The organism is Luteimicrobium sp. NPDC057192, from assembly GCF_042670205.1.
In the GTDB taxonomy this organism is placed as follows: Bacteria; Actinomycetota; Actinomycetes; order Actinomycetales; family Cellulomonadaceae; genus Luteimicrobium.
The window spans coordinates 1-24,983 of record NZ_JBHUWD010000041.1; the positions used below are offsets into that span (position 1 = coordinate 1).

A 24,983-nucleotide genomic window follows, 5' to 3' on the forward strand; every position below is an offset into this window, starting at 1 on the left:
CACCACCCTCGGCCACGACTCCGTCGTCGAAGCCGTCCCCCGCAGCTCCCTCAGCGTCGTGGTCACCGACGCAGCCCACGACGACCCCACCCTCGCAGCGCTCGCGGCCGGCGGCACCGACGTCCGCACCGCCTGCGAGGAGGAGGTCGTCTCGTTCCCCGCCCCCGACGTCCCCGTCAGGCAGGCGAGCTGACCGCACGGCGCCCGCGTCGGCGTCCCACGACCCGGCCCGTCACGACGAAGAGGCCATCTCGGTGAACCGAGATGGCCTCTTCCTTCGGTGGAGCTGAGGGGACTCGAACCCCTGACCCCCTGCATGCCATGCAGGTGCGCTACCAGCTGCGCCACAGCCCCAAAGGCGTCCCGCCCGACGTTTCCGTCCTGCGGAGCGTCGTCAGTCTAGGCGGAACTCGGCCCGGAAATCCAATCCGCGTCGTCGCCCAGGTCGGCCGGTCCCGAGTTCCACTCGTCGAGGGGGTAGTCGGGCCCCGCGTTGTGGGTGACGAGCCGCCAGTCGGGGGTCGCGCCAGCCGTCGTCCGGCTGAGCTGCGACCAGTGGACGTTGTTGAGCCCGGCGATCCCGCGCCAGTACGACGCGTCCTGTCCGAGCAGCGCGGCGACGGCCAGGGAGATGGCGGCGCCGTGCGAGACGACCGCGAGCGTCTGGTCCGGCTCGAGGTCGTCCGCGTACGCACGGATGGCCTCGACCGTGCGTGCGGCGACGGCGGCCTTGGTCTCGGCGCCGATCCCGACCGGCTCCTCGCCACGACGCCAGGCGGCGTACTGCTCGGGCCACCCCTCGACGAGCTCCGCCTGCGTCAGCCCCTCCCACTGCCCGAACCCGCGCTCGCGCAGCCGGGCGTCGAGCACGACGGGCGCGCCCGCGGCGTCGGCGTAGGCCTGGGCGGTCTGCGCGGCGCGCACCAGGTCCGACGCCACGACGAGCGACGCCTTGTGCCGCCGGAACAGCGTCTGCGCGCCACGGCGGGCCTGCCAGCGGCCCACGTCGTCGAGCGCGACGTCCGCGTGGCCCTGGAGGCGTCCGGTGGCGTTCCACTCGGTGCGGCCGTGCCGCACGAGGACGAGAGTGCGCGCGCTCACCGGCGGGTCACTCCGCGTCGGCGCCCGCGACGACGTCCGCGGGGAGCTCGATCACGGGGCAGTCCTTCCAGAGGCGCTCGAGCGCGTAGTACACGCGGTCCTCGGCGTGCTGCACGTGCACGACGACGTCCCCGAAGTCGATGAGGACCCAGCGCCCCTCGCCCTTGCCCTCACGGCGCAGCGGCTTGGCGTCGAGCTTGTGCAGCGCCTCCTCGACCGCGTCGACGATCGCCGCGACCTGGCGCTCGTTCGTCCCCGACGCGATGACGAACACGTCGGTGAGGACGAGCTGCTCGCTCACGTCGAGGGCGATGATCTCCTCGGCCTTGCGGTCGGCGGCGGCGCGGGCGGCGGCCACCGCGAGGTCGACGGCGCGTGCGGATGCGGTCACAGGGTTCCTTCGGGGTGGGGGTGCGCGGAGAGGTGGAGCGAGACGGACGCCGTGGCGCCGGACGCGGTCCTGGGACCGGCGCCGTGGTTCTGCAGCATGAGCTGCCAGATCAGGAGGCCCAGCACGAACGCGACCGCGACGAGGATGAGGTAGTGCAACCACGTGTAGGCGTGGCGCGGAGCCTCGATCTCGTCGTCCTCGTCGTCGTAGCCGTCGACGTCCTCGCCGTACGCGGCGGTCGCGCCGCCGACCGGGAGGGCACCACCGGTCGGGGCGAACCCCACCGGGCCGGCCGCCGACTCGGCGCCGGTCGCACCCCAGGGGGCGACGACGGCCGCGGACGAGTCCTCGGCGTAGCCGGGTGCAGCTGGGTCGGACGCGCCAGGGTCACCGCCCGGGAGCGCGGGTGCCGCCGGCGCCGGGGAGCCCGTCGTCGTGGCCCAGGGCGCGGCCGCGGCGGTTCCCGTCGTCGCACCGAACGGAGAGGTCGCGCCGAAGGCTGCCGTCGCACCGGGCGCCGCCGTCGGACCGGACGCCGCCGGGGCACCGCTCACCGGGGCGCCGCTCGTCGGACCGAACGCGGGCCCGCCGGTCGCGGGCGCGGCCGCCGGGGTCGTGGGCCGCATCGACGTCCGCGTCGGCCCGGCAGGTGCCGGGGCGGCGGGCTGCGGTGCGGCCGCGGGGGCCGGAGCGGCGCTCGTCGGTGCGACCGGCTGCACGGGCATGAGCCGCCCGGTCGCATCGACGGACCGGGTGCTCGCGACCCCGGCGGGCGGCCGGACGACGGGCGCGGGCTGGCCGCTGTCTCGCAGCGACCGCCGCGCGGGCGGCGTGGCGGGAGCGGGAGGCGGCGACCCCGCGGCGGGGCCCCACGGGGCCGTCACGCCGGAGGCCTGGTAGCCGGCGCCCGGCGTCGGGTAGGCCGTCGGCTGCGGGCTCGGCTGCGGCGCCGCCGGGGCGGCAGCGGGACGGGCCGTCGACGCCGGCCGGGGCGCGGGCTGCGCCTGCTGCGCCGCTCGCTCGCGCGCGAGCCGCTCGAGCGTCGCCCGACGTTCCGCGGCGCGCTGCTGCTCGTCTCGCGCGGCCGCGAGCGCCTGCTCGCGCTCACGCACTTCGCGGCGCGTCAGGGGCGCGCCGCCTCCGGGGATGGATCCACCTTGATCGCTCATGCCGCAGGACCTTCGTACAGACCGTATTTGTTGATGTACTGGACGACGCCGTCCGGGACCAGGTACCAGACGGGCAGACCGGACGCGGCACGTTCGCGCACGCCGGTGGAGGAGATGGCCAGGGCCGGGACCTCGAGCATGGTGACGCCGTCCGGCGGCAGCCCCTCGAGCGAGAGCTGGTGCCCGGGCCGGGTCACCGCGACGAAGTGCGCGAGCTCGAAGAGCTGCTCGACGTCCTTCCAGCGCAGGATCTGCTCGATCGCGTCGGCCCCGGTGATGAAGAAGAGCTCCGCGGACGGTCGTTGGGCCTTGAGGTCGCGGAGCGTGTCGATCGTGTAGGTGAGCCCGCCGCGGTCGACGTCGACGCGGCTCACGGTGAAGCGCGGGTTCGACGCGGTCGCGACGACCGTCATGAGGTAGCGGTGCTCGGCGGCCGTGACCCGCTGGTGCTGCTTGAAGGTCGGCTGGCCGGTCGGCACGAACACGACCTCGTCGAGCGCGAACCGGGCCGCGACCTCGCTCGCCGCCACCAGGTGCCCGTGGTGGATCGGGTCGAACGTCCCGCCCATGACGCCCAGGCGGACGGGGGCGTCGCTCATCGGGACCACGGGTGTCGGGACGGTAGCGGCGTCGAGGCGGCTGCTCGCACGCAGCGCTCTCAGTGGTGGCGCGTGCCGACGCTACGGAACGCGAACGTGACCGCCAGGAGCGCCACGAGGACGGCGAGGGCCGTGCCGCCGTACACGTACGGGGAGACCGGGAGCTCGTTGACGACCTTCTCAGCGACCAGAACAGCTGCGGACACGGGTCCTCCTACGCTCTCGCGACGCCGCTGCGTCGCGCCTGACGGTTTGTCCGTCCGCCACCATCCCGGGGCGGGCGTGCTGGCGGGCGGAAACAAGTGTCTCACGTCCGGTGGGGCGGACGACCCACTGCGCCGGGCTGGTTCTCAGGGACGCACGTGGCCGTCCCCGTGGACGACCCACTTGGTGGTCGTGAGCTCCGCGAGGCCCATGGGTCCGCGGGCGTGGAGCTTCTGGGTCGAGATCCCGATCTCGGCCCCGAGGCCGAGCTGGCCGCCGTCCGTGAACCGCGTGGACGCGTTGACCATGATCGCCGCGGAGTCGAGCTCGGCGACGAACCGCTCCGACGACGGCAGGTCCCGGGTGACGATCGCCTCGGTGTGCCCGGACGTCCAGGTGCGGATGTGGTCGAGCGCGGCGTCGAGGTCCGGCACGACGCGCACGGCGATCTCGAGGGCGAGGTACTCGGTGGCCCAGTCCTCGTCGGTCGCGGGCAGCACCTCGACGCCCTCGGGCGCCAGCCGCGCCGTCTCCGCGTCCCCGTGCACGACGACGCCCGCCCCGGCGAGCGCCGCGAGCGCGGCCGGGAGGAACGTGGGTGCGGCATCCGCGTGCACGAGCAGGGTCTCGGCCGCGTTGCACACCCCGACGCGCTGGGTCTTGGAGTTGAGCAGGATCTCGAGGGCCATGGCCTCGTCGGCGCCGGCGTCGACGTAGACGTGGCAGTTGCCGACGCCGGTCTCGATCACGGGAACGGTCGACTCGCGGACCACGGTCTGGATGAGGTCCGCGCCCCCGCGCGGGACGAGCACGTCGACGAGCCCGCGCGCGTGCATGAGGGCGACGCCGCCCGGGCGCCCGTGCTGGTCGACGGACTGCACGAGGTCCGCCGGCAGCCCGACGCCCTCGAGAGCGCGGCCGAGCACGTCCACGATCACCCGGTTGGACTCCGCCGCGGCGGAGCCCCCGCGCAGGACGACGGCGTTCCCGCTCTTGAGCGCGAGGCCCGCCGCGTCGACGGTCACGTTGGGCCGCGCCTCGTAGATCATCCCGACGACACCCATCGGCACGCGCACCTGCCGCAGTCGCAGGCCGTTGGGCAGCGTCTGCCCGCGCACGACCTCGCCGACCGGGTCGGGCAGGCCCGCGAGCTCGCGCAGCGCGTCGGCGATGCCCACGATGCGGTCGGACGTGAGGGCCAGCCGGTCCAGGAGACCGTCGGGCAGCCCGTTGGCCCGGCCCCGCTCGAGATCGAGCGCGTTGGCCGTGACGATCTCGTCGGTGGCCGCGACCAGCGCGTCGGCGAGCGCCTCGAGAGCGGCGTCCTTGGTCGCGCGGCTCGCGGTCGCGAGCGCCCGCGACGCGACCTTCGCGCGGCCCGCGACCGCGCGCACCGCCTCCTCGACGTCGACGGCAGGCGCTCCCCCGGGCGCCGAGGGCGCGGTCGAGGGGGCGTGGGTCTGCGTGTCGTGGGCGAGGGTCGACATGTCCCCAGCCTACGGGCGGGAGGCGACGCCCGGGGGCGCGGGTGTCAGCACGCGAGACGCCTCCGCTCCGGCGGCGCTCGCCGCGTTCCGGCGACGGCGCCTCACGCGCGGGCGTAGCGCAGCAGGGCCACCCCGCACGCGAAGGTCTGCGACCCGATCAGCCGGAGGGCGGGGATCCGCGTCCCGTCGGGGAAGAGGCGCCGCCCGCGTCCCTGGACGACCGGGTAGACGAAGAACCGGTACTCGTCGACGAGGTCGGCGGCGACGAGCGCGTGGCACAGCGTGATGCTGCCCGTCACGACGACGTCCTGACCCGGGGCGTCCTTGAGGGCCCGGACCTCCTCGACGGGGTCGCCGCCGAGCACGGTCGTGTGCTCCCAACCGGGTTCGGTGAGCGTCGACGACACGACGTACTTCGCGACCTGGTCGAGGTACGCACCGATCCCGGTGGCGTCGTCGTCGCGGTGGCGCCAGTAGCCGCGGAAGTCCTCGAACGTCTGCCGTCCGACGAGCATGGCGTCGGCCGTCTCGTCCTGGCGTCGGAGCTCGGCCAGCAGGTCGGCCTGGTCCGCCTGGGCGGTGGGCTCGAACCAGTCGTCGAGCATCTCGACCGCGCCGTCGAGCGTGAGGTTCTGGGTGATCACGAGCGAGCGCACGCTGCGCCTCCGGTCGGGTCGGGGAAGGGGTCACCGGGTAGACCATCACCGCGCGCCGGACTCATCGCGCGGCCCGTCGCATCGGGCCGCGCCTCAGGAGGCCGAGCGCCGCCCGCGCACGAGGACGAGGTCGTCGCGGTGGACGAGCTCGCGGTCGTACCCCTCGCCGAGGTCGGCGCGCAGGTCGTGGGTCGAGCGACCGAGCAGCTGCGGGAGCTCCGCCGCGTCGAACGCGACGATCCCCCGCGCGACGACGCGTCCCTCCTCGCTGACGAGGTCGACGACGTCGCCCGTGTCGAACTCCCCCTCGACGCTGACGACGCCCGCGGGCAGCAGCGACGCCCGGCCGCCCTGCACCGCGCGCACCGCTCCGGCGTCGAGCACGAGACGCCCCTGGGAGCGCGCGGCGTACCCGATCCACAGGCGGCGCCGGCTCGACCGCTTGCCCGTGATCGCGAAGAACGTGCCGACGTCCTCGCCCGCGAGCGCCGCGGCGACCTGGTCGGACCGCGCGAGCACGGCGGCGACACCCGAGGCGGACGCGATCCGTACGGCGTCGAGCTTGGTGATCATGCCGCCGGTCCCCACGGACGACCCGCGGCCCGTGACCTCGACGCCCTCGAGGTCGGCGGTCGAGCGCACCTCGCGGATGCGGTGGGCACCGGGCTGGCTCGGCGGCGCGTCGTAGAGGCCGTCGACGTCGGTCAGCAGGACCATGCCGTCGGCCCGGACGAGGTGGGAGACGAGCGCGGCGAGGCGGTCGTTGTCGCCGAAGCGGATCTCGTGCGTCGCGACGGTGTCGTTCTCGTTGACGATCGGCACGACGCCGAGGTCGAGCAGCGTCTCGAGGGTGCGCTGCGCGTTGCGGTAGTGGCCCCGGCGCACGGTGTCCTCGACGGTCAGCAGCACCTGGCCGACGCGCAGCCCGTGGGCGCCGAACGCCTGCGCGTACCGCGCGACGAGCAAGCCTTGCCCGACGCTCGCGGCGGCCTGGGCGGTCGCGAGGTCCTTGGGCCGGCCCGTCAGTCCGAGGGGGCCGACGCCGGCCGCGATCGCACCCGAGGTCACGAGCACGACCTGCTTGCCCTCGGCGCGGCGGGCGGCGAGCACGTCGACGAGCCGGTGGAGGGCGTCGACGTCGAGCAGGCCGTCGGCGCCCGTGAGCGACGACGAGCCGATCTTCACGACGATCCGCTCCGCGACGGCGACGTCGGCGCGCGAGCCCGTCCCGACGACGGGCGTGACCGCCGCGGGCGTCATGCCCGGTCGTCCTCGGCGTCGTCAGCAGAGGAGGCCCGGGCCTCGTCGGCCGGGTCGGACCAGTGGCCCGAGGACCGCTCGGTCCACAGCTCGTCGCGTGCGGCCGCCTTGGCGTCCATGCGGTCGTGGTACTCGGCGCGCTTCTCCTTGCGCGACGGCCGCAGCCGGTCGTCGAGGCGCAGGTCCGTGCCGCGCGGACCGCCGAGCAGCTCGGAGCCCGTGAGCAGCGTGGGCTCCCAGTCGAAGACCACGGCGCCCTTGCCCGAGCCGATGCGCACCTCGTCTCCCGCGACGGCGCCGGTCGCGAAGAGCTTCTCCTCGACGCCGAGGCGCGCGAGCCGGTCCGCGAGGTAGCCGACGGCCTCGTCGTTGTTGAAGTCCGTCTGCCGCACCCAGCGCTCGGGCTTGGCACCCAGCACCTCGAAGTAGACGCCGTCGGCGTCCTGGCGGCGCGTGACGGTGAAGCCCGCCTCGTCGACGGCCTTGGGCCGCAGGACGATGCGTGCGGGCTCGGGTGCGGGTGCCTCCGCGCGGGCCTTGTCGACGATCTCCGCGAGCGCGAACGTCAGCGGGCGCAGGCCCTCGTGGCTCGCGGTCGAGACCTCGAACACGGGGAGCCCGCGGTCCTCGAGCTCGGACCGGACGAAGTCGGCGAGCTCGCGCGCCTCGGGCACGTCGATCTTGTTGAGCACGACGACGCGCGGGCGCTCCATGAGCGGCACGCGGCCGCCGGCGACGCCCGCCTCCTCGTCGAGGTCCCCCGCGTAGGCGGCGAGCTCGCTCTCGATGACGTCGAGGTCGCTGACCGGGTCGCGGCCGGGCTCGAGCGTCGCGCAGTCGAGGACGTGCACGATCACGGCGCACCGTTCGATGTGGCGCAGGAACTCCAGGCCCAGACCCTTGCCCTGGCTTGCCCCGGGGATCAGGCCCGGGACGTCGGCGACGGTGAAGCGTCCCTCGCCCGCCTGCACGACGCCGAGGTTCGGCACGAGCGTGGTGAAGGGGTAGTCGGCGATCTTGGGGCGCGCGGCGGAGATCGCGGCCACGAGGCTCGACTTGCCGGCGCTCGGGTATCCGACGAGGGCGACGTCGGCGATGGTCTTGAGCTCGAGCACGACGTCGCGCTCGTCGCCGGGCTCGCCGAGGAGCGCGAAGCCGGGCGCCTTGCGGCGCTGGCTCGCGAGCGCGGCGTTGCCGAGCCCGCCGCGGCCGCCCTCGGCCACGACGAACTCCGCGCCCGTCCCGACGAGGTCGGCGAGGAGCTCGCCGTCGGTCGTCGTCACGACGGTGCCGTCGGGGACGCCGAGGACGAGGTCGCCGCCGGTCGCGCCGGCGCGGTGGTCGCCCATCCCCTGCGTGCCGGACGTGGCCCGGCGCAGCGGCCGGTGGTGGTAGTCGAGGAGCGTCGTCGTCTGCGCGTCGACGCGGAGGATCACCGACCCGCCGTTGCCACCGTTCCCGCCGTCGGGGCCGCCGAGCGGCTTGAACTTCTCCCGGTGGACGGACGCGCAGCCGTTGCCGCCGTCACCGCCGTGGGCGTGCAGCACCACACGATCGACGAACGTCGCCATGGGGAAGATCCTCTCGAGCAGGGGGAAGAAACGAACCGAGGGGCGCACCGCCGAAACGGTGCGCCCCTCGGGTCAAGCCGGCTGGTCGGCCCGATCAGGCCTCGGCCGGGACGATGTCGATGACCTTGCGGTCACGGCGCGTGCCGAACTGGACGGCGCCCGCGGTCAGCGCGAACAGCGTGTCGTCGCCGCCACGGCCGACGTTGTTGCCGGGGTGGAAGTGCGTGCCGCGCTGGCGCACGATGATCTCGCCCGCCTTGACCTGCTCGCCGCCGAAGCGCTTCACGCCGAGGCGCTGGGCGTTGGAGTCACGACCGTTGCGCGAGGAGCTCGCGCCCTTCTTGTGTGCCATGTCTGATGACCTGCTCTCGTACCGAGGGAGAAGTGGGAGGAGTGAGACCCCGTCGCGGTGCGACGGGAGGGACTCACTTGATGCCGGTGACCTTGAGGCGGGTCAGCTGCTGGCGGTGACCCTGGCGACGGCGGTAGCCCGTCTTGTTCTTGTAACGGAGGATCGCGATCTTCGGACCCTTCTCGTCCCGAACGACCTCGGCGGTGACCTTGACCTTCGCGAGCTTCGCCGCGTCGGTGGTGACCTTCTCCCCGTCGACGAGCAGGAGCGCAGGAAGCTCGACCGAGTCGCCGACCCCTGCGGAAAGGCGGTCCACGACGACGACGTCGCCGACCGCGACCTTCTCCTGGCGGCCGCCAGCCTTCACGATCGCGTACACCACGTTGCTGCTCATCTCTACTCGTCTGGGCGTGCTCGTCATGGTCGATCGTCTTGGAGACTGCGACACGCCGCGGCGTGCGAGTGCGACCGCCCCATGGGCACACGGGACCAGCGCGTATGACACGCGCCGACGATCAAGGATACGGGCCACGCCCCGCCCGGGTCAAACCGCCCCAGGTCAGGGGCTACTCGAGCACGAACGAGACCTCGAGCACGACCTGCCACGCCACGATACGCCCGTCCTCGACCTTGACCTTCTGCTCCTTCACCCAGGCGCCCGACACGTTGCGGAGCGTCTGCGCGGCGCGCTCGACGCCGGTCCGGACCGCGTCGTCGAAGCTCGTGTCCGACCGCGCCGAGATGTGGGTGATGCGTGCGACCGATGCGCTCATGGTGCCCTCCTCGTCGAACTCCGTCCCGACCAGCCTCCGTCGGGCTGACCCGCTCCGCACCCGGGGCGCCGCACGCGCGGAGGCCGCGTTAGCGTCGGGAGGATGAGGGCACGGCCGACGAGGCCCACGGGGGCGGGCACGCTCGACGACGCGGTGACCGACGCGCTCCGGGCGGTCCCACGGCGCGACTTCCTGCCCGCCACCGTCCGCGGGCGCGCCGACGACGACGTCGCGCTCCCCCTCGGTCACGGGCAGACCGGCTCCCAGCCCAGCACCGTCGCCGCGATGCTGCGGCTGCTCGACGTCCGGCCCGGGCAGCACGTGCTCGACGTCGGGTCGGGCTCGGGCTGGACGACCGCGCTGCTCGCCCACCTCGTCGGGCCGGGTGGCGAGGTGCTCGGTCTCGAGCTCGAGCCGTCGCTCGTCGCGTTCGGTCGGTCGAACCTCGACGCGCGCCACGCGCCCTGGGCACGTGTCGAGGCGGCCGACCCGCGGCACCTGGGCCGCGCCCGCCCGGGCGGGTGGGACCGGATCCTCGCCTCGGCCTCCCCCGACGAGCTGCCGCGGGCCCTCGTGCACCAGCTCGCGCCGGGCGGCCGGCTCGTGGTCCCGGTGCGCACGACCATGGTCCTCGTCCAGGTGGACGCCGCGGGCCGCGCGCACGCGAGCGAGCACGGGTCGTACGTGTTCGTCCCGCTGCGCGGCCCCCTCGACTGACACCCTCCGGCCGGCCTCCACGCGATCGCGGGGCCGCGGCTCACTTCCCCACGGTCACGCTCCACGTCGCCGTCGAGCCCGCCACGTCGTCGTCGCCGAGGTACGTGACCGTGAGCTCGTGCACACCGCGGTCGAGCATGCCGGTCGGGACGACGACGCGGGCACGCGCCACCCCGGGGACGTCGCCGTCGGGGTCGACCGTGCCGGCCGCCAGGAGCGCGTGGCCCTCGGTCACCCGGACGCGGCCCGTCGCCGCCGTCCCCGACGCGAACACCAGGACGTCGAGCGGCACCTGCGCGTGCGGCACGACCTGCTGCGGACCCGAGGCCACGGTGACCGCCGAGGCGGCCTCGCCCACGGTGATCGTGTAGCGCGCCCGGACGGGCGTGCCGACCCCGTTCCTTGCCGTGATCGTGACGTCGCTACGGCCCGCCGTCGTCGGCGTGCCCCGGACCTTGCCGGTGCCCCGGTCCAGGCTCAGGCCCTTCGGGAGCGCGCCCGCCGTGACGGCGAACCGCGGTGCGGGGAATCCGGCCGCACGGAACCGGAACGCGTACGCCGCCCCGACCACGCCGGGTCGGGGCGCGCCCGACGTGAGCACGGGCGCGCGGACCACCCGCAGCGCGACCGTCCGGTCGTCGTGCCCGACGGCGTTGCTCGCCCGCACGGTGAAGGTCGACCTGCCGCTCGACGTCGGGGTCCCGGCGAGGACGCCCGTCGCGGGGTCGAGCTCGAGCCCCGCCGGGAGCGTCCCGTCGGACACCGCAAACGTGGGCGCCGGGAAGCCTGTCGCGGAGAAGGTCGCTCGGTAGGCGCGGCCGGTGCGGGCGTCGTCGGGCGCGCCGGACGTGAGCCGAGGGGCGCTGCTCGCCGTGAGCGTGGCCAGCGGGATCGAGTCGGCGATCGCCGTCTGACCCGCGATGTTCGCGTGGATCCCGTCCCCGTTGTCGTAGGCCGGGTTGATGGCGTTCGGGTTCGCCGGGTCCTTGAGCACCGCGTCGAAGTCGAGGACGCCGTCGCACGTGCCCGAGCAGTTCCCGCCCGCGCGGACGAACGCGTTGACCGTCGCGCGGAACGCGTTCTGGGTCGCGGTGTAGCCCGGCCGGGGCGTGATCGGCGTGACGTAGACCTTGATCCCGGCCGCGTGCAGACGGGAGAACGTCTCGTGGTAGGCCGCGAGGATCGTGTCGGCGCTGCAGCCGTCGGCGAGGTCGTTGGTGCCGTAGTAGTAGAGGACCGCGGACACGCCGTGGAGCGCGAGCACGTCGCGGTCGAGGCGTGAGACGCCGTCGATGCCGCCGGCCTGGCACGCGGCCGACGCGGTGGTGCCCGAGATCCCCTCGTTGACGACGGCGAGCTGCTGGTCCGCCGGGAGCTCGGACACCACGCGCCGAGCGAGCGTGTCGGTCCAGCGCTGGTACGGGTCGGGCTTCGGGCAACCGGCGCCGCAGTTGTCGCCGCCGACGCCGTCGACGACCGAGCTGCCGTACGCGACGACGGTCCCCGCCAGCGCCGGGTTCTCGACGTCCACCGCGCTGACGAGGTACGTCCAGCCGTGCATGTCGGGGAAGCCCGCGCCGGAGGTGTCGGCGGTCGTGTCGCCGCCGCCCTCCGCCGAGAAGTAGTTGGTCCGCCCTGCCAGGTCGTGGAGCACCAGGACGCTGGCCTCCTTGAAGTAGAAGCTGACGTCGAGGTCGTCCTGCGCCTTCGTCGCGAGCTCGACCGGATCGCTCCACACCTGGCCGCCGGCAGGGATCGTCACCGTGCTCGACCCGCCGAAGGTGACCGTCCGCAGCGTGCCCGGACGGACCGTCGCACCGCCGGCGCTCAACCCCACCGTCGTCGTGTCGACGGTCAGCGGCTTGGTGCCGAACTGGTTCTGCAGCCTGAGGCGCACGGACGGGCCGCCCTGGGTCAGCCGGGTGAGGATGCGCATCGAGCGGTTCTTGAAGGTATCCGCGCTGAGGCCCGAGACCCGCTGCTGCGACTGCGTCCAGGACGTGCGCCACCCGCCGTCGGCCGTGACGTTGGTCGACGCGACCGCTGGTACCGGCGCCGCCGCGTCGGCTGTGGCGACCGTCGTCGCGCCGACCGCGCCGCCGACGCCCGTGAGCGCGGCCGCCGTCCCCAGCGCCACGAGAGCGCGTCCGAACCGTCGAAACCTCATCGTTCCACCCCTCGTCTGCGTGCCGGCACGTCGGCGTGCCGGGTCTCGTCGTCGAGCCCGCTGCTCTCGCACAGGCAGCAGCGCATCGAACGTAGCAGTGTGAGACACCGTTGTCAGGACGACCGAGGCCGCCGCCCTCACGCGGAGGACGGCGGCCCCGAGCTGCGTCGGCGTGCGCTACGACGTCGTGACGCTCGTCGGCGTCCAGCGCACCTGCGTCGTCCCGGCGTGCACCGTGACCGTGTGGTGCCCGCCACCGGGCAGGTCGACGGAGACCGTCAGGGGCGCGTCCGTGGTGACGGTCAGGCCGCCCGTCTCCGCGATGACCACGTCGCGCGCGACGGCCCGCCCGCCCGTCATCGTGACGACGGTCGCGCCGTCACGCCGGAGCGTGGTCTTCTTGGGGCCGGCGGTGACCGACCAGAGGTGGCCCTTGAGCGGCACGTCCGACACCGTGTTGGTGCCGTGGAGCCCCGCGGACCCGAACCGGAACCCGTCGGCCTCACCCCACGGCTCGTCGCCGATGAGCTCGGACGTGCTCATGAGCGGCATGAGGTTCGACCACGAGTACGTGTGGAACGCCGTCGTCGTCGCGGCGGAGTTGAACACCTGGCCGGGCTCGGAGTCCCAGTACTCCGGGAACCAGCCGAGGTCCTTCCACGTGGTGAGCCACAGCGCGGTGGACTTGTCCGCGAGCTCGGCCGCGGCGTCGTCGAGGCCGTACCGCTTGAGCCCGTCGTAGACCGTGGCGTTCATGGGCGGCCAGACGGCGCCCTGCCACTCCTCGCACGCGTCCTCCTCGCCCGGTGACTGGTAGTACCTGTAGGAGCTCGTCGACGGGTTCGTGTGGCCGGCGGCGCAGTACGCCGGGTCGTTCCGGGCCACGCTCGGGATGACGTAGTCACCGCCGAACTCCGCCGGGTTCTCCAGGTGGTCGCGGACCATGCTCGCGGCGCGCTCGGGCGTCGCGAGCCCGCCGAACAGCGGGTAGAAGACCGTCGGCGTGACCGTGGGCTCCCACGAGCCGTCGAGGTACCGGTTGAGGTCCATGCCCCGCTCGCTGTTCCACAGCCGGGCGTTCATCCGGTCGTAGAGCTTCTCGTGCAGCGCGGTGTACTGCGCCTGCCCGGCGTCGTCGCCGAGCACCTGCGCCATGCGCGCGAGGGTGTCCGCCAGCAGCCCGTAGTAGGAGTTGAGCGCGACGTCCGTCATGTTCGTGTTCTCGCGCGTCGGGTCGGAGCCGCCGACCTTGTCGATCTCCTGGTAGTTCCAGTACTGCGGGCTGTCGTCCAGGCCGAGGTGGTTGCCGCGCCCGCCCTGGCGCTCGCCCGCCCACGGGCTCTCGAGGAGGCCGTCGCCGTCGGTGTCGAACTCGGGCATCCGGGCGATGTACTTCGCCATGACCGGGTAAACGAGCTTCAGGATGCTCGTGTCGTCCGTGCGCGTGTACGCGCGCCAGGCGGCGTACGCGTGCATCGGGCCCGCGTTGAGCTGGTCGTAGCGCGGTCCGCCGTGGTCGTAGAAGTCACGGATGTGGTCGAGCGCCGTCGCCGGGTCGACCGACAGCTCGGTGATCGCGTCCCAGCCGGAGTCCCACCCGAGGAAGATGTCGTCCCCGCCCCCGCCCCAGCCCCACATGACGAACGAGCGGTCGTACTTCTCGTCCCAGTTGTCGTTGAGGGCCATGGCGTCGCGCATGTACGTCGCGGCCTGGCCCGTCGGACCCTGGCCGTGGATCGTGCCGTCGTCCGCGGCGGTGCGCGCGTGGTCGAGGACCTTCGTCACGGCGCCGGTGCTCATGCGCGCGGGCGTGAGCGCCGCCGTCGACGTCTGCGCGTGGAAGGCGACGGTCTCGCCCCGGGCCAGCGTGTACTTCTGCGCGACGACGCCGTCACCGGCCTGGGCCGCCTTGCCGACGAGGCCCTTGTTCATCTCCGCGACCGATGCGTAGGTGGCCACGCTGTCGGGCGTGCGCGTCGAGTCGAGGCGGAAGTTGCCCGTGACCGTCGCGTCCCGCACGCCCGCCGACGTCGCGACGATGCCCGTCGCTCCGTCCTGGGTGTACGTGCTCGGCTCCGACCACGGGGCGCTCGCCTGGAGGTACACGGTCGTGTCGTCGGTCAGCGCCGTGGCGGACCCGACGATCTCGCCGGCGCCCGTGACCGAGTACCGGATCCGGATCTCGCGGGCGTTCTTCTGGATCGCCTCGTACGCCGCCTCCTGCTTGGGCAGCTCCGTGGTCGCCTTGGCGACCTCCGCCGCCGTCCAGTCCTCCGGGTGGGCGAGCATCGCCTTCAGCGCGCCGATCGACTCGGCCGTGACCGAGCCGTCGTCGGTGCTCACGTCGATCTCGTAGTACGAGCCGTCCGGGGTGACCGGCCCGATCCGCTTGATGTACGGGACCATGTTGTCGTCGATGACCTTGCCCGCGGGCGAGACCATGTCGAACGCCAGCGAGAAGCGGGTCTGCCCCTCGCCGACGAGCAGGGCGCCGTCGAACTCCTGCTCCTTGAAGCCGGGCCGCGCGAACGGCACAGCGAGCTGGTCGAGCGACGGCGCGGCGGTGCTGCCGCCCGTCGGTGAGCCTGTGGCCTCGGCCGCGGTGGTCGCGGCCCCGGCGCACAGGAGCGCGGCGGCGACGACCGCCGCGCTCGCTCTGCGTCCTGGTTGCAGGTTCATCGTGGATGTCCTCCCTGGGTTGTGGTGGTGGTCCGGGGTGCCGGGCCCGCTCAGCGGACCTTCGGCACCCGGCCCGCCGCGAGCGCCTGCACCTGCGCGGCGGTGAGGGCGCGCCCGAAGACCCGAAGGTCGTCGACCGCGCCGGTCAGGAACGGGTGCCGCTTGTCGTGCGACCGCCCGAGGTAGTTGTGCTGTGTCGCCCCGACGAGGAGGGGCGACATCGTCAGCGTGGGGTTCTGCCCCCGCAGCACGCCGTCGAGGTAGAACCGTCCGCCGTCGGCGCCGAGCGTGACCGCGAGGTGGGTCCACGCTCCGGTCGGGAACGGGATGTCGGCGTCGACGACATCCTCGGCCTCCATGCCGGAGAGCTTGAGGGCGCACCGCGCCTTGTTGGTGCCGGTGCGGACGTTGACGAAGAAGTAGCTGTTGAGGTTGAAGCTGAAGTTGAAGACGTGCGTGTTGTTGACCAGCTGGTCGACGCGCGCCCACACGGACACCGTCAGCTGGTCGAGGCCGGCCGGGATCCCGCCGGGCAGCAGCACGTGCGCGCCCTTGCCGTCGAGCGCGACCGCACGACCGTCGTCGCGGGCCTCGCGGACGGCGCCGTCCACGAGCTGCGCCGGCGCGAACCGGCCGCTCGCGTCGGTCGCCGGACCGTCGGCCTCGTCGAACCCGTACGCCGCGACGATCGCCGGCCCTCGCTTCGCGGGCGGCACGGCCCAGTAGACGTTGTAGTGCTCGTGCTGGACGTCGAGGAACGGCGCCAGCGCGACCGTCCGGTCACCGACGGCGAGGCTCCACTCGTGGGCGCCCGTCCGGCGCAGGGTGCCGGCGTCGACGACGGGGATGGTGGGGGTCGGGGTCGAGCCCATCCGCCCGGCGAGCACGAGCGGCCCGTACGCGACCGCCTTCACCGCGGGGTTGTCCGGGGCTTCGAGCCAGGCGAGGTCCAGCGGCAGGTCGAGGTCGACGACGTCGCCCCGGCGCCACGTGCGGTCGAGCGTCAGGTAGGTGCCGCCGTCGGAGCGGGTCGCGGCGCGGCCGTTGACGCGTGCCACCGCGGCGTTGCGGCCACGGACCCACGACGGGATGCGCAGCTTAAGCGCGAACGTCCCGGAACCGCCGGTCACCGTGATCCGGACCCGGCCGTCGTAGGGGTAGCCGGTCTCGAGCCGCAGCCCGACGCCCCGCTCACGCCAGCGCAGCTCCGAAGGGATGTACAGGTTGACCCACAGCGCGTCCGACCCCGTGAACCAGATGCTGTCGGCGAACTTCGTGTGCGTCTCCATGCCGGTGCCGTGGTCGCACGAGAAGTTGTCGTCGTCGCTGCTGTAGGAGCCGGGCGCGGCGCCGAGGCCGTCCTTGACCTTGCGGCTCGCCGTCGACGACAGGCCCGTGTAGTAGGTGACGAAGCCGTGCTCGGAGTCCGGTTCCTGCTCCCCCAGCATCTGGTTGAGGAGAGTCCACTCGACGTAGTCCATGTAGTCGGACCGGCTCGGGTCCTGGAGGAAGAGCCGCCGCGAGAGCTTGATCATGTTGTAGCTGTTGCAGTTCTCGCACGAGTTCTCGCCGAGGAAGCTCGCGACCTGGTCGGGGTCGCCGAAGAACTCGGCGTTGCTGTTCCCCCCCGATGACCGTCGTGTGGTGGTGCACCACGTGCTCCCAGAACGAGGTGGCGATCGTCCGGTAGCGCTGCTCGCCGGTCGCCTCGTACTCCGCGGCCGCCCCGATCGCCTTGGGGATGTCGGTGTTCGCGTGGCGCCCCGAGAGCGCGTCGGTCCGCGCGGCCAGCGGGTCGTAGAAGACCGCCTCGTCGAACAGCCGCGCGAGGCGCAGGTGCTCCGGGTCCCTCGTGACGGCGTGGAGGTTCACCAGGGCCTCGCCCATGCCGCCGAACTCGATCTTGAGCAACTTCTGCCGCTGGTCCTCGGCCAGCGGTGTGAGGCGCGCGTCCACCCAGGAGGCAATGCCCTTCGCGACGTCGAGCGCCCGCGGCGTGCCGAGCAGCACGTGCTGGTCGAGCAGGCCCGCGAGGATCTTGTGGATCGTGTAGTAGGGCGCCCAGATGTTCTTGCCGTTCTCGATGTCGGCGAACGCCTGTTCCGGGAACGCCGAGAGGTAGCCGGCCGTGTACCCGGCCGCGGGGCTCGCCGCCTGGCACCGCGCGAGCTCCGCGACGAGGAAGGCTCCCTTGGCGGCGAGCTCGTCGTCGTGCAGGTTCGCGGCGGCGAACGCGAGCCCCGAGAGCAGGTGCCCGGTCGAGTGACCGCGGAGCTGGACGTCGGGCGCCTCCCAGCCGCCGAGCGGCGCGGCGGTCGAGGGCAGACCGACGTTGAGCCGGAACGTGTGCAGCATGCGGTCCGGGTCGACGTAGCGCAGGTAGGCCGTGGTGCGTCGCATGTTCTGCCGGTAGCGGCTGTCGAGCAACGTCACGTCGCCGAGGGGCACGGCGGCCAGGGCCGCCCGCGCCGGCCTCGCGCCCGACGACGTCGCCGGGCCTGGGGCGCCGCGGGTCGCGGCCGCCGCGGAGGCAGCGGGGAGGCCGAACGACGCGGCGACGAGGCCGGCGACCTGCAGCACCTGCCGCCTGCCGGGAAGGGATCGATCAGGGACGACGCCGTGCACGGTGAGCTCCTTCGTTCGAGGGACCGGCTCCTGGCGGGCCGGGTATGCGGTGGGGTTCAGGTCGCCTCGCGGTCGGCGGCGACGGGCTGCGGTGCGGTGCGCGGAGCCGAGGTGGTCTCGGCCGCGCGCGGCTCGGGTGCGAGGGGCTCGACCTCCGCGGCGGGCGGCGCGACGGGCGGCGGGGCGGCCGAGGGTCCGTCCTGCGCCGCAGCGCCCGCACGGCCGAAGACGTCGCGGAAGGTCGGCACCAGAGGGCCGTCGTCGATCAGGGCCTCACGTACGATGCGCCGCGGGTCGTACTGCCGCGGGTCGAGCTTCGACCACTCGATGTCGGCCGCCTCGGCACCCAGCTGCTCGGCGACGCGCTCCCGCGTGTCGAGGGCGAGCCCGCGGACCCGCCTCGCGAGCCGTCCCAGCTGTGCCGCGTACTGGGGCATCTTCTCGGGGCCGATGAGCACGACGGCGAGCACGACGATGACGACGAGCTCGCCCGGGTTGATGTCGAACATGGGGTCCTCGCAGGTGGCTGGGAGTCGGAGGGCACGCCGCGGCTCGTCACGGGACCGTCACCCGCTCGCGTCCGCGCGACGGTCGTGCCACACGGCGAGGCCGAGCGCGCCCGCGTAGAGGGCGCAGATCGGCAGCGCGACGACGAGCATGGTGAGCGCGTCGGGCGTCGGCGTCATGACGGCCGCGAAGACGAACGCGACGAGCACGGCCACGCGCCAGCCCTTGGCGAGCGCCTCGTGGCGGACGATCCCCGCGAGGTTGAGCCCGGTGAGGACCGCCGGCGACACGAAGGCGATCCCGAACGCGAGGACGAGCCGCATCACGAACGTCAGATAGCCGTGGGCGTCCGTGTAGTTGGCCGCGTCCTCGGGGACGAAGCCGGCGAGGAGGCTCACCGCGTGCGGCAGCACCCACCAGGCGAGGCCCGCGCCGCCCAGGAAGAGCGGCACCGCGGCTCCCAGGAACCCGACGGCGTAGCGGCGCTCCCGCGACGTGAGGCCCGGCGTGGTGAACGCCCACAGCTGGTAGAGCCACCAGGGGCAGGTCACGAGCACGCCGAGGAACAGCGCGACCTTGACCTTCATGTCGAGCGCGGAGGCGAGCCCCGTGTAGTTGAGGGTGACCGTCCTGCCCTCGTGGGCTGAGGCGACCCGCAGCGGGACCTGCAGTGCAGCGAGCAGCGGCTCGTACAGGAACCACCCGAGCACCAGGCCCACCGCGAGGCCGAGGACGACGAGGAACAGCCGCCTGCGTGCCTCGCGCAGGTGCTCGCGCAACGGCATGCGTCCCTCGGCCTTCGCGGCGCGCGTCGCCTCGGTGTGCGCCGGCACGCCCTACCCCCGGAGCGTGTTGGCGTCGTCCGGGTGCGGGAGCGGGTCCGCGGGTCCGTGGCCCAGGTGGGGCGCCGCGGCAGGCCCAGGCGCGGATGCCGGCCCGTCGGCGACGCGTGCGGTCGCGGTGGCCGCGCCGGTCGGGGCGCCCGTGCTCCCGGCGGCGGCGGGCTCGGCCGCGGACGTCGTCGCCCCGCCCTTGCCGTCGTCGGTGAGCTCCTTCACCTCGTCCTTGAAGACCTTGAGCGACTGCCCGACGCTGCGCGCCAGGTCAGGGAGCCGGCGCGCGCCGAACAGCAGCACGATCACGACCAGCAGCAGAATGATGTGGATGGGCCGGAGGGCACCCATGGCAGTCTCCTCTTCCGTGCTCGCCGACCGACGGGGCGTCGTCGCCCCGGGACCGGTCGGGCGGTTCGATGGGGGGTCGGGCCGGGGCGCGGGCGTCCGGCGGACGTCCCGCACCCCGGTCCGTGGTGCGGTCCGGTCAGGAGATCCGCGACCGGGCGGCCGCGACCTGCACGCGCTGGCCGTCGCTCTTGCTCAGCAGCCCGTCGTCGACGAACCGGGACACGGTGTGCGCGACCTTCGAGACGAAGGCGCCGTGGTTCTCGAAGCCGCCGTCGCCCCAGACCACGTCGAGGAACGACGTGCCGTTCTCCCGCGTGACGTTCGCGACGCCCGTGTCCACGCCGGCGAACACGATGCTCGGCTCGTCTCGCTTGACGTACATGTGGTAGGTCGTGTTGTCGCCCGACCACGCCGGCTCGAACGTCAGGTCGCCCAGCTGGAAGTAGCCGTCGCCGGTGCCCGTGAACGCTGAGTCGACGGTGCCGTCCAGCGCCATGTGCGCGTAGAGCGACAGCGTGAGGTACTCGGTCGACGAGCTGCGGGCCAGCAGGACGGTCGGGCCCCACTCGATGCTCTGGACCGTCGGGTCGTCGATCGTCGGGACGGCCCGGATGCCGAGCGGCATCGAGACGTCGACGACGTCGCCGCTCGTCCAGTCGCGGTCGAGGCTGACGTACCGGCCCGGGAGAGCCTTGAGGTTCTGGCGCTTGCCGTTGACACGCACCTCGTAGCCCTTCCGGGTCCACCCCGGCACCCGCAGGCGCAGGTCGAGCCTGCCGGTCCCGTTGACGGTCAGCCTCGTGGCACCGACGCGCGGGTACGCGGTCTCCTGGACGATCCGGAAGCCCTTCTCCACCCAGTCGAGCGTGGAGGCCAGGTACAGGTTGACGTAGAGGACGTTGCCGTCGGACGACCGGAAGTAGATCGAGTCCCGGTACTTGGCGTGGTTCTCGAGACCCGTGCCGCCGCAGCAGGTGCCCATGTTCCCGTACTCGCGGGTGGTCCCCGGGTTGACGCCGTACATGTAGGTCACGTTGGGGCTGGTCGCCGACTCGACGCTGCGCTTCGAGCCGATGATGTGGTTCATCACGCCACGCTCGTAGAACTCCATGTACTGGGGGTCGAGCGTGTGGAAGTACAGGAGGCGCGCGACCTTGAGCATGTTGTAGGTGCCGCAGGTCTCGGCGTTCCGGGGGCCGATGTCCCCGGCGACCGTGTGCGCGGGACCGAACATCTCGCCCTGACCGTGCCCTCCGTGGGCGAACGTACGGCCCGGGACGACCATGCCGAAGAAGCCCTTGACGGCGTCGAGGTAGTGCGTGTCGCCGGTGAGGTCGTACATCTTGGCGTAGCCGGAGAACTGCGGGATGTGCTGGTTCGCGTGCTTGCCGTTGAGCGTGTCCACACCCGTGGCGCACGCGTCGACGAGGTTCGTGATGGTGAACTTCGTCGCGGTGTGCTGGTACTTCGGGTCACCCGTGATCGCCGTCAGGTCGGCGAGCACCTCGTTCATGCCTCCGTACTCGCCGGCGATGTAGATGCCCCACATCTTCTGGAGCTGCGCGTCGGGCAGGTTGTCGAGGCGCGAGCCGACCCAGTCCCCCATCGACGCCGCGATGGCCAGCGCCTGGTCGTTGTCGACGAGCTGGTACGCGTCACGGAGGCCGGCCATGATCTTGTGGCACGTGTAGTAAGGCGCCCAGATCTCGCCGTAGGGCGCGTACTTCTCGAGCTGGCTGAACTGCCACTCGCCGTACGCCGCCAGGAACCCGGGGTGCGTGTAGCGACCGGTCGCGGCGAGCGCCGCCTGGACCTCGCCGAGCCCGCTGACGATCTGGTCGGCCTTGTCCTTGAAGACCTGCTCGCCCGTGCTGGAGTACGCGAGGGCGAGCGCGGAGAGGAAGTGCCCACCCCAGTGGCCGCGCAGGAGGTTCGCGGTCTTGGCGTTGGCGCGACCCGGGTAGTCGTCCGGGCCCCATGCGTCCTCCGTGGCCGCGCCGAAGCCCTCCCAGCCGCCGGGCGCCTTGGCCCCGCGCGTGTCCAGGCCGGCGTTCTGCCGGTAGACGGCCAGGACCCGGTCCACCGGGAAGGCGCGGAGGAAGTTGAGCATCTGGTCCTGCGAGCGCGTCGCGACGCTCGGCGCGAGCGACACGTCCGAGAGCGAGAACGGTGTGGCGACCCAGTTGTCGAACGTCGTGGAGCGGTCCAAGAGCCGCAGGTAGCGCCGCGGGAGCGTCGCGGTCGCAGCCGCGGGGCCGGGTGCCGCGACCGCGGCGGTGGCCCCCATCCCCGTGGCGACGAGCCCGCCCGCGGCGGCGCTGACGAGGCCGAGCTGGAGCACGGATCGCCGGGAGAACGGTTCGAGGTGCTGGTGCATGAGACTTCAACTCCCCTTCGAGTGTCGTGACAGACCTTGCACGGACCGCCGCGCGGCGTGCCGCACGGCGGGCGGGGCGGTCACCGCGACGGCCGGTCACGCAGCCGTGCGCGTCGGGCCACCACCCCTCGATCGGGAATGTGAGCGCTAACATTCCGCTGGCGCAGCTCAGGAACCGTCGTTGTGTCCCGTGTGAGCCGCCCCGTCATCTACTGGCAAACCAGCCCCTGGCTCCTGAGGCTTCGCGGTGACATCGCTGTCACCACCCTTGGCATGTTAGCGCTCACATGTCGCCGGCCGTCAAGGGGGCGATAGGTAACGTTCCGATAACGGGGTGGTCCGGGATCCGGCTGCCGGTCGCGGGCACCGCGACGATCCGCCGAACGCCCCGCGACGGCGAGCCCGTCAGCGCGCCCGCCACGGCGGCGCGTCGAGGTGGGCGCGGCACCGCGCCTGGTACTTCTCCGACCCGCCGACGTGCTCGGCGGTGGCCGCGGCGGCGTCGTCGTCGGTGGGCTGCGCGACCCGCACGTGGAACGGCGCGTCCTCGCCGCACACCGCGCACACCGCGAGGAGCCGGTCCGTGCGTTCGGCGAGCGTGGCCAGCGTGGCCATGGGCTCGAAGGACCGCTGGTCGTACGTGACGTCGAGCCCGGCGACCACGACGACCAGGCCGTCGTCAGCGAGCCGCTCGACCACGTCGACGAGCTCGGGACCGAAGAACTGGGCCTCGTCGACCGCGAGCAGCTCGGTCGCCGGGTCGCGGGCGTCCGCGAGCTCCGCGGCGTGCGACGCCACGCGCGACGGCACCGCGAGGCCGAAGTGGGTGCTCACCCGCCCGGCCCCGCGGCGCACGTCGAGCGCGTGGCTCACGACCTCCACGGCGCGCCCGGCCACCTGCGCCCGGCGCACCCGCCGCAGCAGCTCCTCGGTCTTGCCGGCGAACATCGGCCCGACGACGACCTCGACCCGTCCCGTCATGCCTTCATCCAACCCGCGCGGGACGCTGCGGCAACCGCTGGCTCAGACCGGGAGGTACCGGCCGAACCACTCGAGGATCGCTTCGAACCGCTGCACCCGGTGCCGCGGGCGGCCCGCCCGGCTGAGCTCGTGGTTCTCCCCCGGGAACACGAGGAGCTCCGCGTCGACGCCGCCCCGCCGCAGCGCGGCGTAGTAGCGCTCGGCCTGCGAGAGCGGGCAGCGCAGGTCCTGCTCCGAGTGCACCACGAGCGTCGGCGTCCGGACCTGGTCGACGACGGCCTGCGGGCTCTGTGCGGCGCGGTGCGCCGGGTCGGCTCCGGTGTACGCCTCGGAGAAGAACGACCCGATGTCGCTCGTCCCGATGAAGGTCTCCGGGTCGAGGAACCCGCGCTCCACGACGGCGGCGGCGAAGCGGTGGTCGTGCGCGATCGTCCACGCGGTGAGGTAGCCGCCGTACGAGCCGCCGAGGATCCCGACGCGGTCGGCGTCGAGCTCGGGGTGCGCGGCGAGCGCGCCGTCGAGGAAGCCGAGGACGTCCTCGAGGTCGACGGTCCCCATCCGCTCCTTGATCGCGAGGCCGTGCTCGCGCCCGTAGCCGGCGGCGCCGCGCGGGTTGCAGTACACGACCGCGTACCCGGCCGAGGTGTAGACCTGCGTCTCGTCGAACAGCCCGGTCGTGTACTGGGCGAACGGGCCGCCGTGGATCATGAGCAGCACGGGGTGCGGACCGGGCGCGTCGGGCACGGCGACCCACCCGTGCACGGGCGTGCCGTCGGCGCTCGGGTGCTCCTCCTCCACCGGCACGACGACGCCGCTCGCCCGGGCGGCCACGCCCAGGTCGGTGAGGGCTCGGGGTTCTCCCACGGGCCGGTGCCCGTCGCCGAGGGCGAGCGCGACGACGTCACCCGAGGAACCGGGTGTCACGACCGCGACGACGAGCGACCGCCCGCCGACGGCCATCGCGGTGGCCTCGACGTCGCCGCCGAGCACGGTCGTGACGTCGCCGTCGGCGCCGACGCGGAGCACGGGGCCACGCCCGCGCGTCCGGTCCACCGCGAACAGGGCGCCCGGGACGGGCTCGAGGCCGGCGTCGGCGATGTCGTGGTCGGCCGGGTCCGTCACGCGCCGCGGCGCCCCGAAGCCGCCCGCGGCGGGCTCGATCACGTAGACGGCCGTGGTCCGTGCCACGAAGTCGCGACCGTCGGGACCGAGCTCTCCGGCCGCGAACCAGACGAGACCGTCAGGTCCGACGGCGAGCGCGCCGACGTCGAGGTTCTCGTCTCCCGTGAGACGCACCGGCTCCGCGGCGGCCAGGTCGGGGGCGTCGCCGGTCGGTACCCGGAACGACCAGACGTCGCTGCGCAGGTCGGTGTCGCGCCCGTCGTGCAGCGCGGCGATCACGAGCAGGTGCTGCCCGTCGGGCGTGAACACCGGCGCACCGTGGTCGGTATCGACGCTCGTCACGCGTCGCGCCTCGGGAAGCCCAGAGGCCGGTGCCTCGGCGGTCTCGTCGTCGGCGTCCGCGGGGACGTCGGGCGCGCGCTCGTACGACGGCTCCGCGCCCACGTCGGGCACGTCGACGACGAACACGTGGGAGCGCTTGTCGATCGTGTAGCCGCGGCCGTTGCCCGAGTAGCGGACGGTCGTGATGCGGCGGGCCGGCTCGGCGTCGGGGCCGAGCCCGTCGACCGTGCCGTACCGGCCGGGCTCGGGGACGGCAGCCACGAACGCGAGCCGTGCCGAGTCCGGCGACCAAGCGAGGTCGCTCACGCCGAGGGGCTGGTCCGTGACGACGACGGGCTCGCCGCCGCGCGCGTCGACGACGTGGACCTGCGGCTTGCCGCCGGGAACGGCACGCAGGAAGGCGAGCAGGCGCCCGTCCGGCGAGAAGCGCGGGGCGAGGTCGCGTCGTCCGCGGGTCAGCCGGCGCGCCCGGTCCGGGCCGGCGCCGTCCCCGAGCGGCAGCTCCCAGAGCTGCCCCACGGTCGCGTCCGCGGCGAGCGACGCGTGGGCCACCGCGGCGACCGCGCGGGTCCCCTCGGGGTCCACGGTGATCGCGCCCACCTGGGCGAAGGTCTCGATGTCGGTCGGCTTCACGCCGGCTCCTTCCTCGTTGCTCCCCCGCTGGTGCTGTCCCCGCTCCGGACGGACGAAGCCCTCGGGGGCGGCTGCTGCCACCCCCG

The 24,983-nt window shown here is 73.4% G+C and carries 23 protein-coding genes, 1 tRNA gene and 2 pseudogenes; 2 read left to right on the plus strand and 24 right to left on the minus strand.

The genetic code is table 11. The annotated features are described in order from the left end of the window. A partial coding sequence (locus ACFT5B_RS16825; RefSeq protein ID WP_386800327.1) for a hypothetical protein occupies window positions 1-193 on the plus strand: 193 nt, incomplete at its 5' end. Window positions 194-281: 88 nt separating this feature from the next. Here ACFT5B_RS16825 and ACFT5B_RS16830 read toward each other — a convergent pair. From ACFT5B_RS16830 to ACFT5B_RS16890, 13 genes are all read right to left on the minus strand, one after another. Next, window positions 282-354: transfer RNA gene (locus ACFT5B_RS16830), tRNA-Ala, on the minus strand. Window positions 355-399: 45 nt separating this feature from the next. Continuing rightward, window positions 400-1,101, minus strand: coding sequence for a histidine phosphatase family protein (locus tag ACFT5B_RS16835; protein WP_386800328.1), 702 nt, complete (start codon window positions 1,099-1,101; stop codon window positions 400-402). 7 nt (window positions 1,102-1,108) lie between these two features. After that, window positions 1,109-1,492, minus strand: a complete 384-nt coding sequence (gene rsfS, locus ACFT5B_RS16840) for a ribosome silencing factor (protein WP_386800329.1) — start codon at window positions 1,490-1,492, stop codon at window positions 1,109-1,111. After that, entirely contained in the window at window positions 1,489-2,661 is a 1,173-nt protein-coding gene (locus tag ACFT5B_RS16845) for a hypothetical protein (protein WP_386800330.1), read from the minus strand. Before ACFT5B_RS16845 ends, rsfS begins: the two co-directional genes overlap by 4 nt. Beyond that, entirely contained in the window at window positions 2,658-3,260 is a 603-nt protein-coding gene (gene nadD, locus ACFT5B_RS16850) for a nicotinate-nucleotide adenylyltransferase (RefSeq protein ID WP_386800331.1), read from the minus strand. Before nadD ends, ACFT5B_RS16845 begins: the two co-directional genes overlap by 4 nt. A 59-nt stretch (window positions 3,261-3,319) precedes the next feature. After that, window positions 3,320-3,466, minus strand: a complete 147-nt coding sequence (locus tag ACFT5B_RS16855; RefSeq protein ID WP_386800332.1) for a hypothetical protein — start codon at window positions 3,464-3,466, stop codon at window positions 3,320-3,322. 144 nt (window positions 3,467-3,610) lie between these two features. Continuing rightward, window positions 3,611-4,951, minus strand: a complete 1,341-nt coding sequence (locus tag ACFT5B_RS16860) for a glutamate-5-semialdehyde dehydrogenase (RefSeq protein WP_386800333.1) — start codon at window positions 4,949-4,951, stop codon at window positions 3,611-3,613. A gap of 101 nt (window positions 4,952-5,052) precedes the next feature. Next, on the minus strand, window positions 5,053-5,607 hold the full coding sequence (locus tag ACFT5B_RS16865) for a dihydrofolate reductase family protein (protein ID WP_386800334.1): 555 nt from the start codon (window positions 5,605-5,607) through the stop codon (window positions 5,053-5,055). Window positions 5,608-5,700: 93 nt separating this feature from the next. Then, entirely contained in the window at window positions 5,701-6,867 is a 1,167-nt protein-coding gene (gene proB, locus ACFT5B_RS16870) for a glutamate 5-kinase (protein WP_386800335.1), read from the minus strand. Then, window positions 6,864-8,438: a GTPase ObgE gene (gene obgE, locus ACFT5B_RS16875; RefSeq protein WP_386800336.1), complete on the minus strand. Its 1,575-nt coding sequence runs from the start codon at window positions 8,436-8,438 to the stop codon at window positions 6,864-6,866. The genes proB and obgE overlap by 4 nt, the downstream gene beginning before the upstream one ends. Before the next feature lie 94 nt (window positions 8,439-8,532). Beyond that, complete coding sequence (gene rpmA / locus ACFT5B_RS16880; RefSeq protein WP_036949482.1) at window positions 8,533-8,790, minus strand: 50S ribosomal protein L27; 258 nt, start codon at window positions 8,788-8,790, stop codon at window positions 8,533-8,535. Window positions 8,791-8,863: 73 nt separating this feature from the next. Further along, complete coding sequence (gene rplU / locus ACFT5B_RS16885) at window positions 8,864-9,172, minus strand: 50S ribosomal protein L21 (RefSeq protein WP_227994653.1); 309 nt, start codon at window positions 9,170-9,172, stop codon at window positions 8,864-8,866. A gap of 184 nt (window positions 9,173-9,356) precedes the next feature. Continuing rightward, on the minus strand, window positions 9,357-9,563 hold the full coding sequence (locus ACFT5B_RS16890) for a dodecin family protein (protein WP_386800337.1): 207 nt from the start codon (window positions 9,561-9,563) through the stop codon (window positions 9,357-9,359). Window positions 9,564-9,665: 102 nt separating this feature from the next. On the opposite strand from ACFT5B_RS16890, the gene ACFT5B_RS16895 reads away from it, so the two are divergent. Next, window positions 9,666-10,280 carry a protein-L-isoaspartate O-methyltransferase gene (locus tag ACFT5B_RS16895; protein ID WP_386800338.1) on the plus strand — a complete coding sequence of 205 codons (615 nt, stop codon included), beginning with the start codon at window positions 9,666-9,668 and terminating at the stop codon, window positions 10,278-10,280. Window positions 10,281-10,320: 40 nt separating this feature from the next. Here the strand turns inward: ACFT5B_RS16895 and ACFT5B_RS16900 are convergent, their stop codons facing one another. The 11 genes and pseudogenes from ACFT5B_RS16900 to ACFT5B_RS16950 all read right to left on the minus strand — a co-directional run bounded on the left by ACFT5B_RS16900 (window position 10,321) and on the right by ACFT5B_RS16950 (window position 24,897). Next, window positions 10,321-12,447, minus strand: a complete 2,127-nt coding sequence (locus ACFT5B_RS16900) for a putative Ig domain-containing protein (protein WP_386800339.1) — start codon at window positions 12,445-12,447, stop codon at window positions 10,321-10,323. A gap of 177 nt (window positions 12,448-12,624) precedes the next feature. Further along, window positions 12,625-15,126: an amylo-alpha-1,6-glucosidase gene (locus ACFT5B_RS16905; protein WP_386800340.1), complete on the minus strand. Its 2,502-nt coding sequence runs from the start codon at window positions 15,124-15,126 to the stop codon at window positions 12,625-12,627. Window positions 15,127-15,176: 50 nt separating this feature from the next. Continuing rightward, window positions 15,177-16,415: a LamG-like jellyroll fold domain-containing protein gene (locus ACFT5B_RS16910; protein ID WP_386800352.1), complete on the minus strand. Its 1,239-nt coding sequence runs from the start codon at window positions 16,413-16,415 to the stop codon at window positions 15,177-15,179. Between the two features lie 33 nt (window positions 16,416-16,448). Next, window positions 16,449-16,676, minus strand: a pseudogene (locus tag ACFT5B_RS16915) (beta-L-arabinofuranosidase domain-containing protein); the annotation flags it as partial. Between the two features lie 73 nt (window positions 16,677-16,749). After that, a pseudogene (locus tag ACFT5B_RS16920) lies at window positions 16,750-17,751 on the minus strand (beta-L-arabinofuranosidase domain-containing protein); the annotation flags it as partial. Window positions 17,752-17,807: 56 nt separating this feature from the next. After that, complete coding sequence (locus tag ACFT5B_RS16925; protein ID WP_386800341.1) at window positions 17,808-18,260, minus strand: Sec-independent protein translocase TatB; 453 nt, start codon at window positions 18,258-18,260, stop codon at window positions 17,808-17,810. A gap of 57 nt (window positions 18,261-18,317) precedes the next feature. Then, complete coding sequence (tatC, locus tag ACFT5B_RS16930; protein WP_386800353.1) at window positions 18,318-19,043, minus strand: twin-arginine translocase subunit TatC; 726 nt, start codon at window positions 19,041-19,043, stop codon at window positions 18,318-18,320. Between the two features lie 51 nt (window positions 19,044-19,094). After that, entirely contained in the window at window positions 19,095-19,442 is a 348-nt protein-coding gene (gene tatA / locus ACFT5B_RS16935) for a Sec-independent protein translocase subunit TatA (protein WP_386800342.1), read from the minus strand. Between the two features lie 136 nt (window positions 19,443-19,578). Then, window positions 19,579-21,819, minus strand: a complete 2,241-nt coding sequence (locus ACFT5B_RS16940; RefSeq protein ID WP_386800343.1) for a glycoside hydrolase family 127 protein — start codon at window positions 21,817-21,819, stop codon at window positions 19,579-19,581. 405 nt (window positions 21,820-22,224) lie between these two features. Next, the gene (locus ACFT5B_RS16945) at window positions 22,225-22,800 is read right to left on the minus strand and encodes a thymidine kinase (RefSeq protein ID WP_386800344.1); all 576 of its coding nucleotides are present in this window, start codon (window positions 22,798-22,800) and stop codon (window positions 22,225-22,227) included. A 42-nt stretch (window positions 22,801-22,842) separates the two neighbouring features. Then, window positions 22,843-24,897 (minus strand): S9 family peptidase, encoded by a 2,055-nt coding sequence (locus tag ACFT5B_RS16950; RefSeq protein ID WP_386800345.1) that lies wholly within the window; start codon window positions 24,895-24,897, stop codon window positions 22,843-22,845. Window positions 24,898-24,983 lie beyond the last annotated feature (86 nt).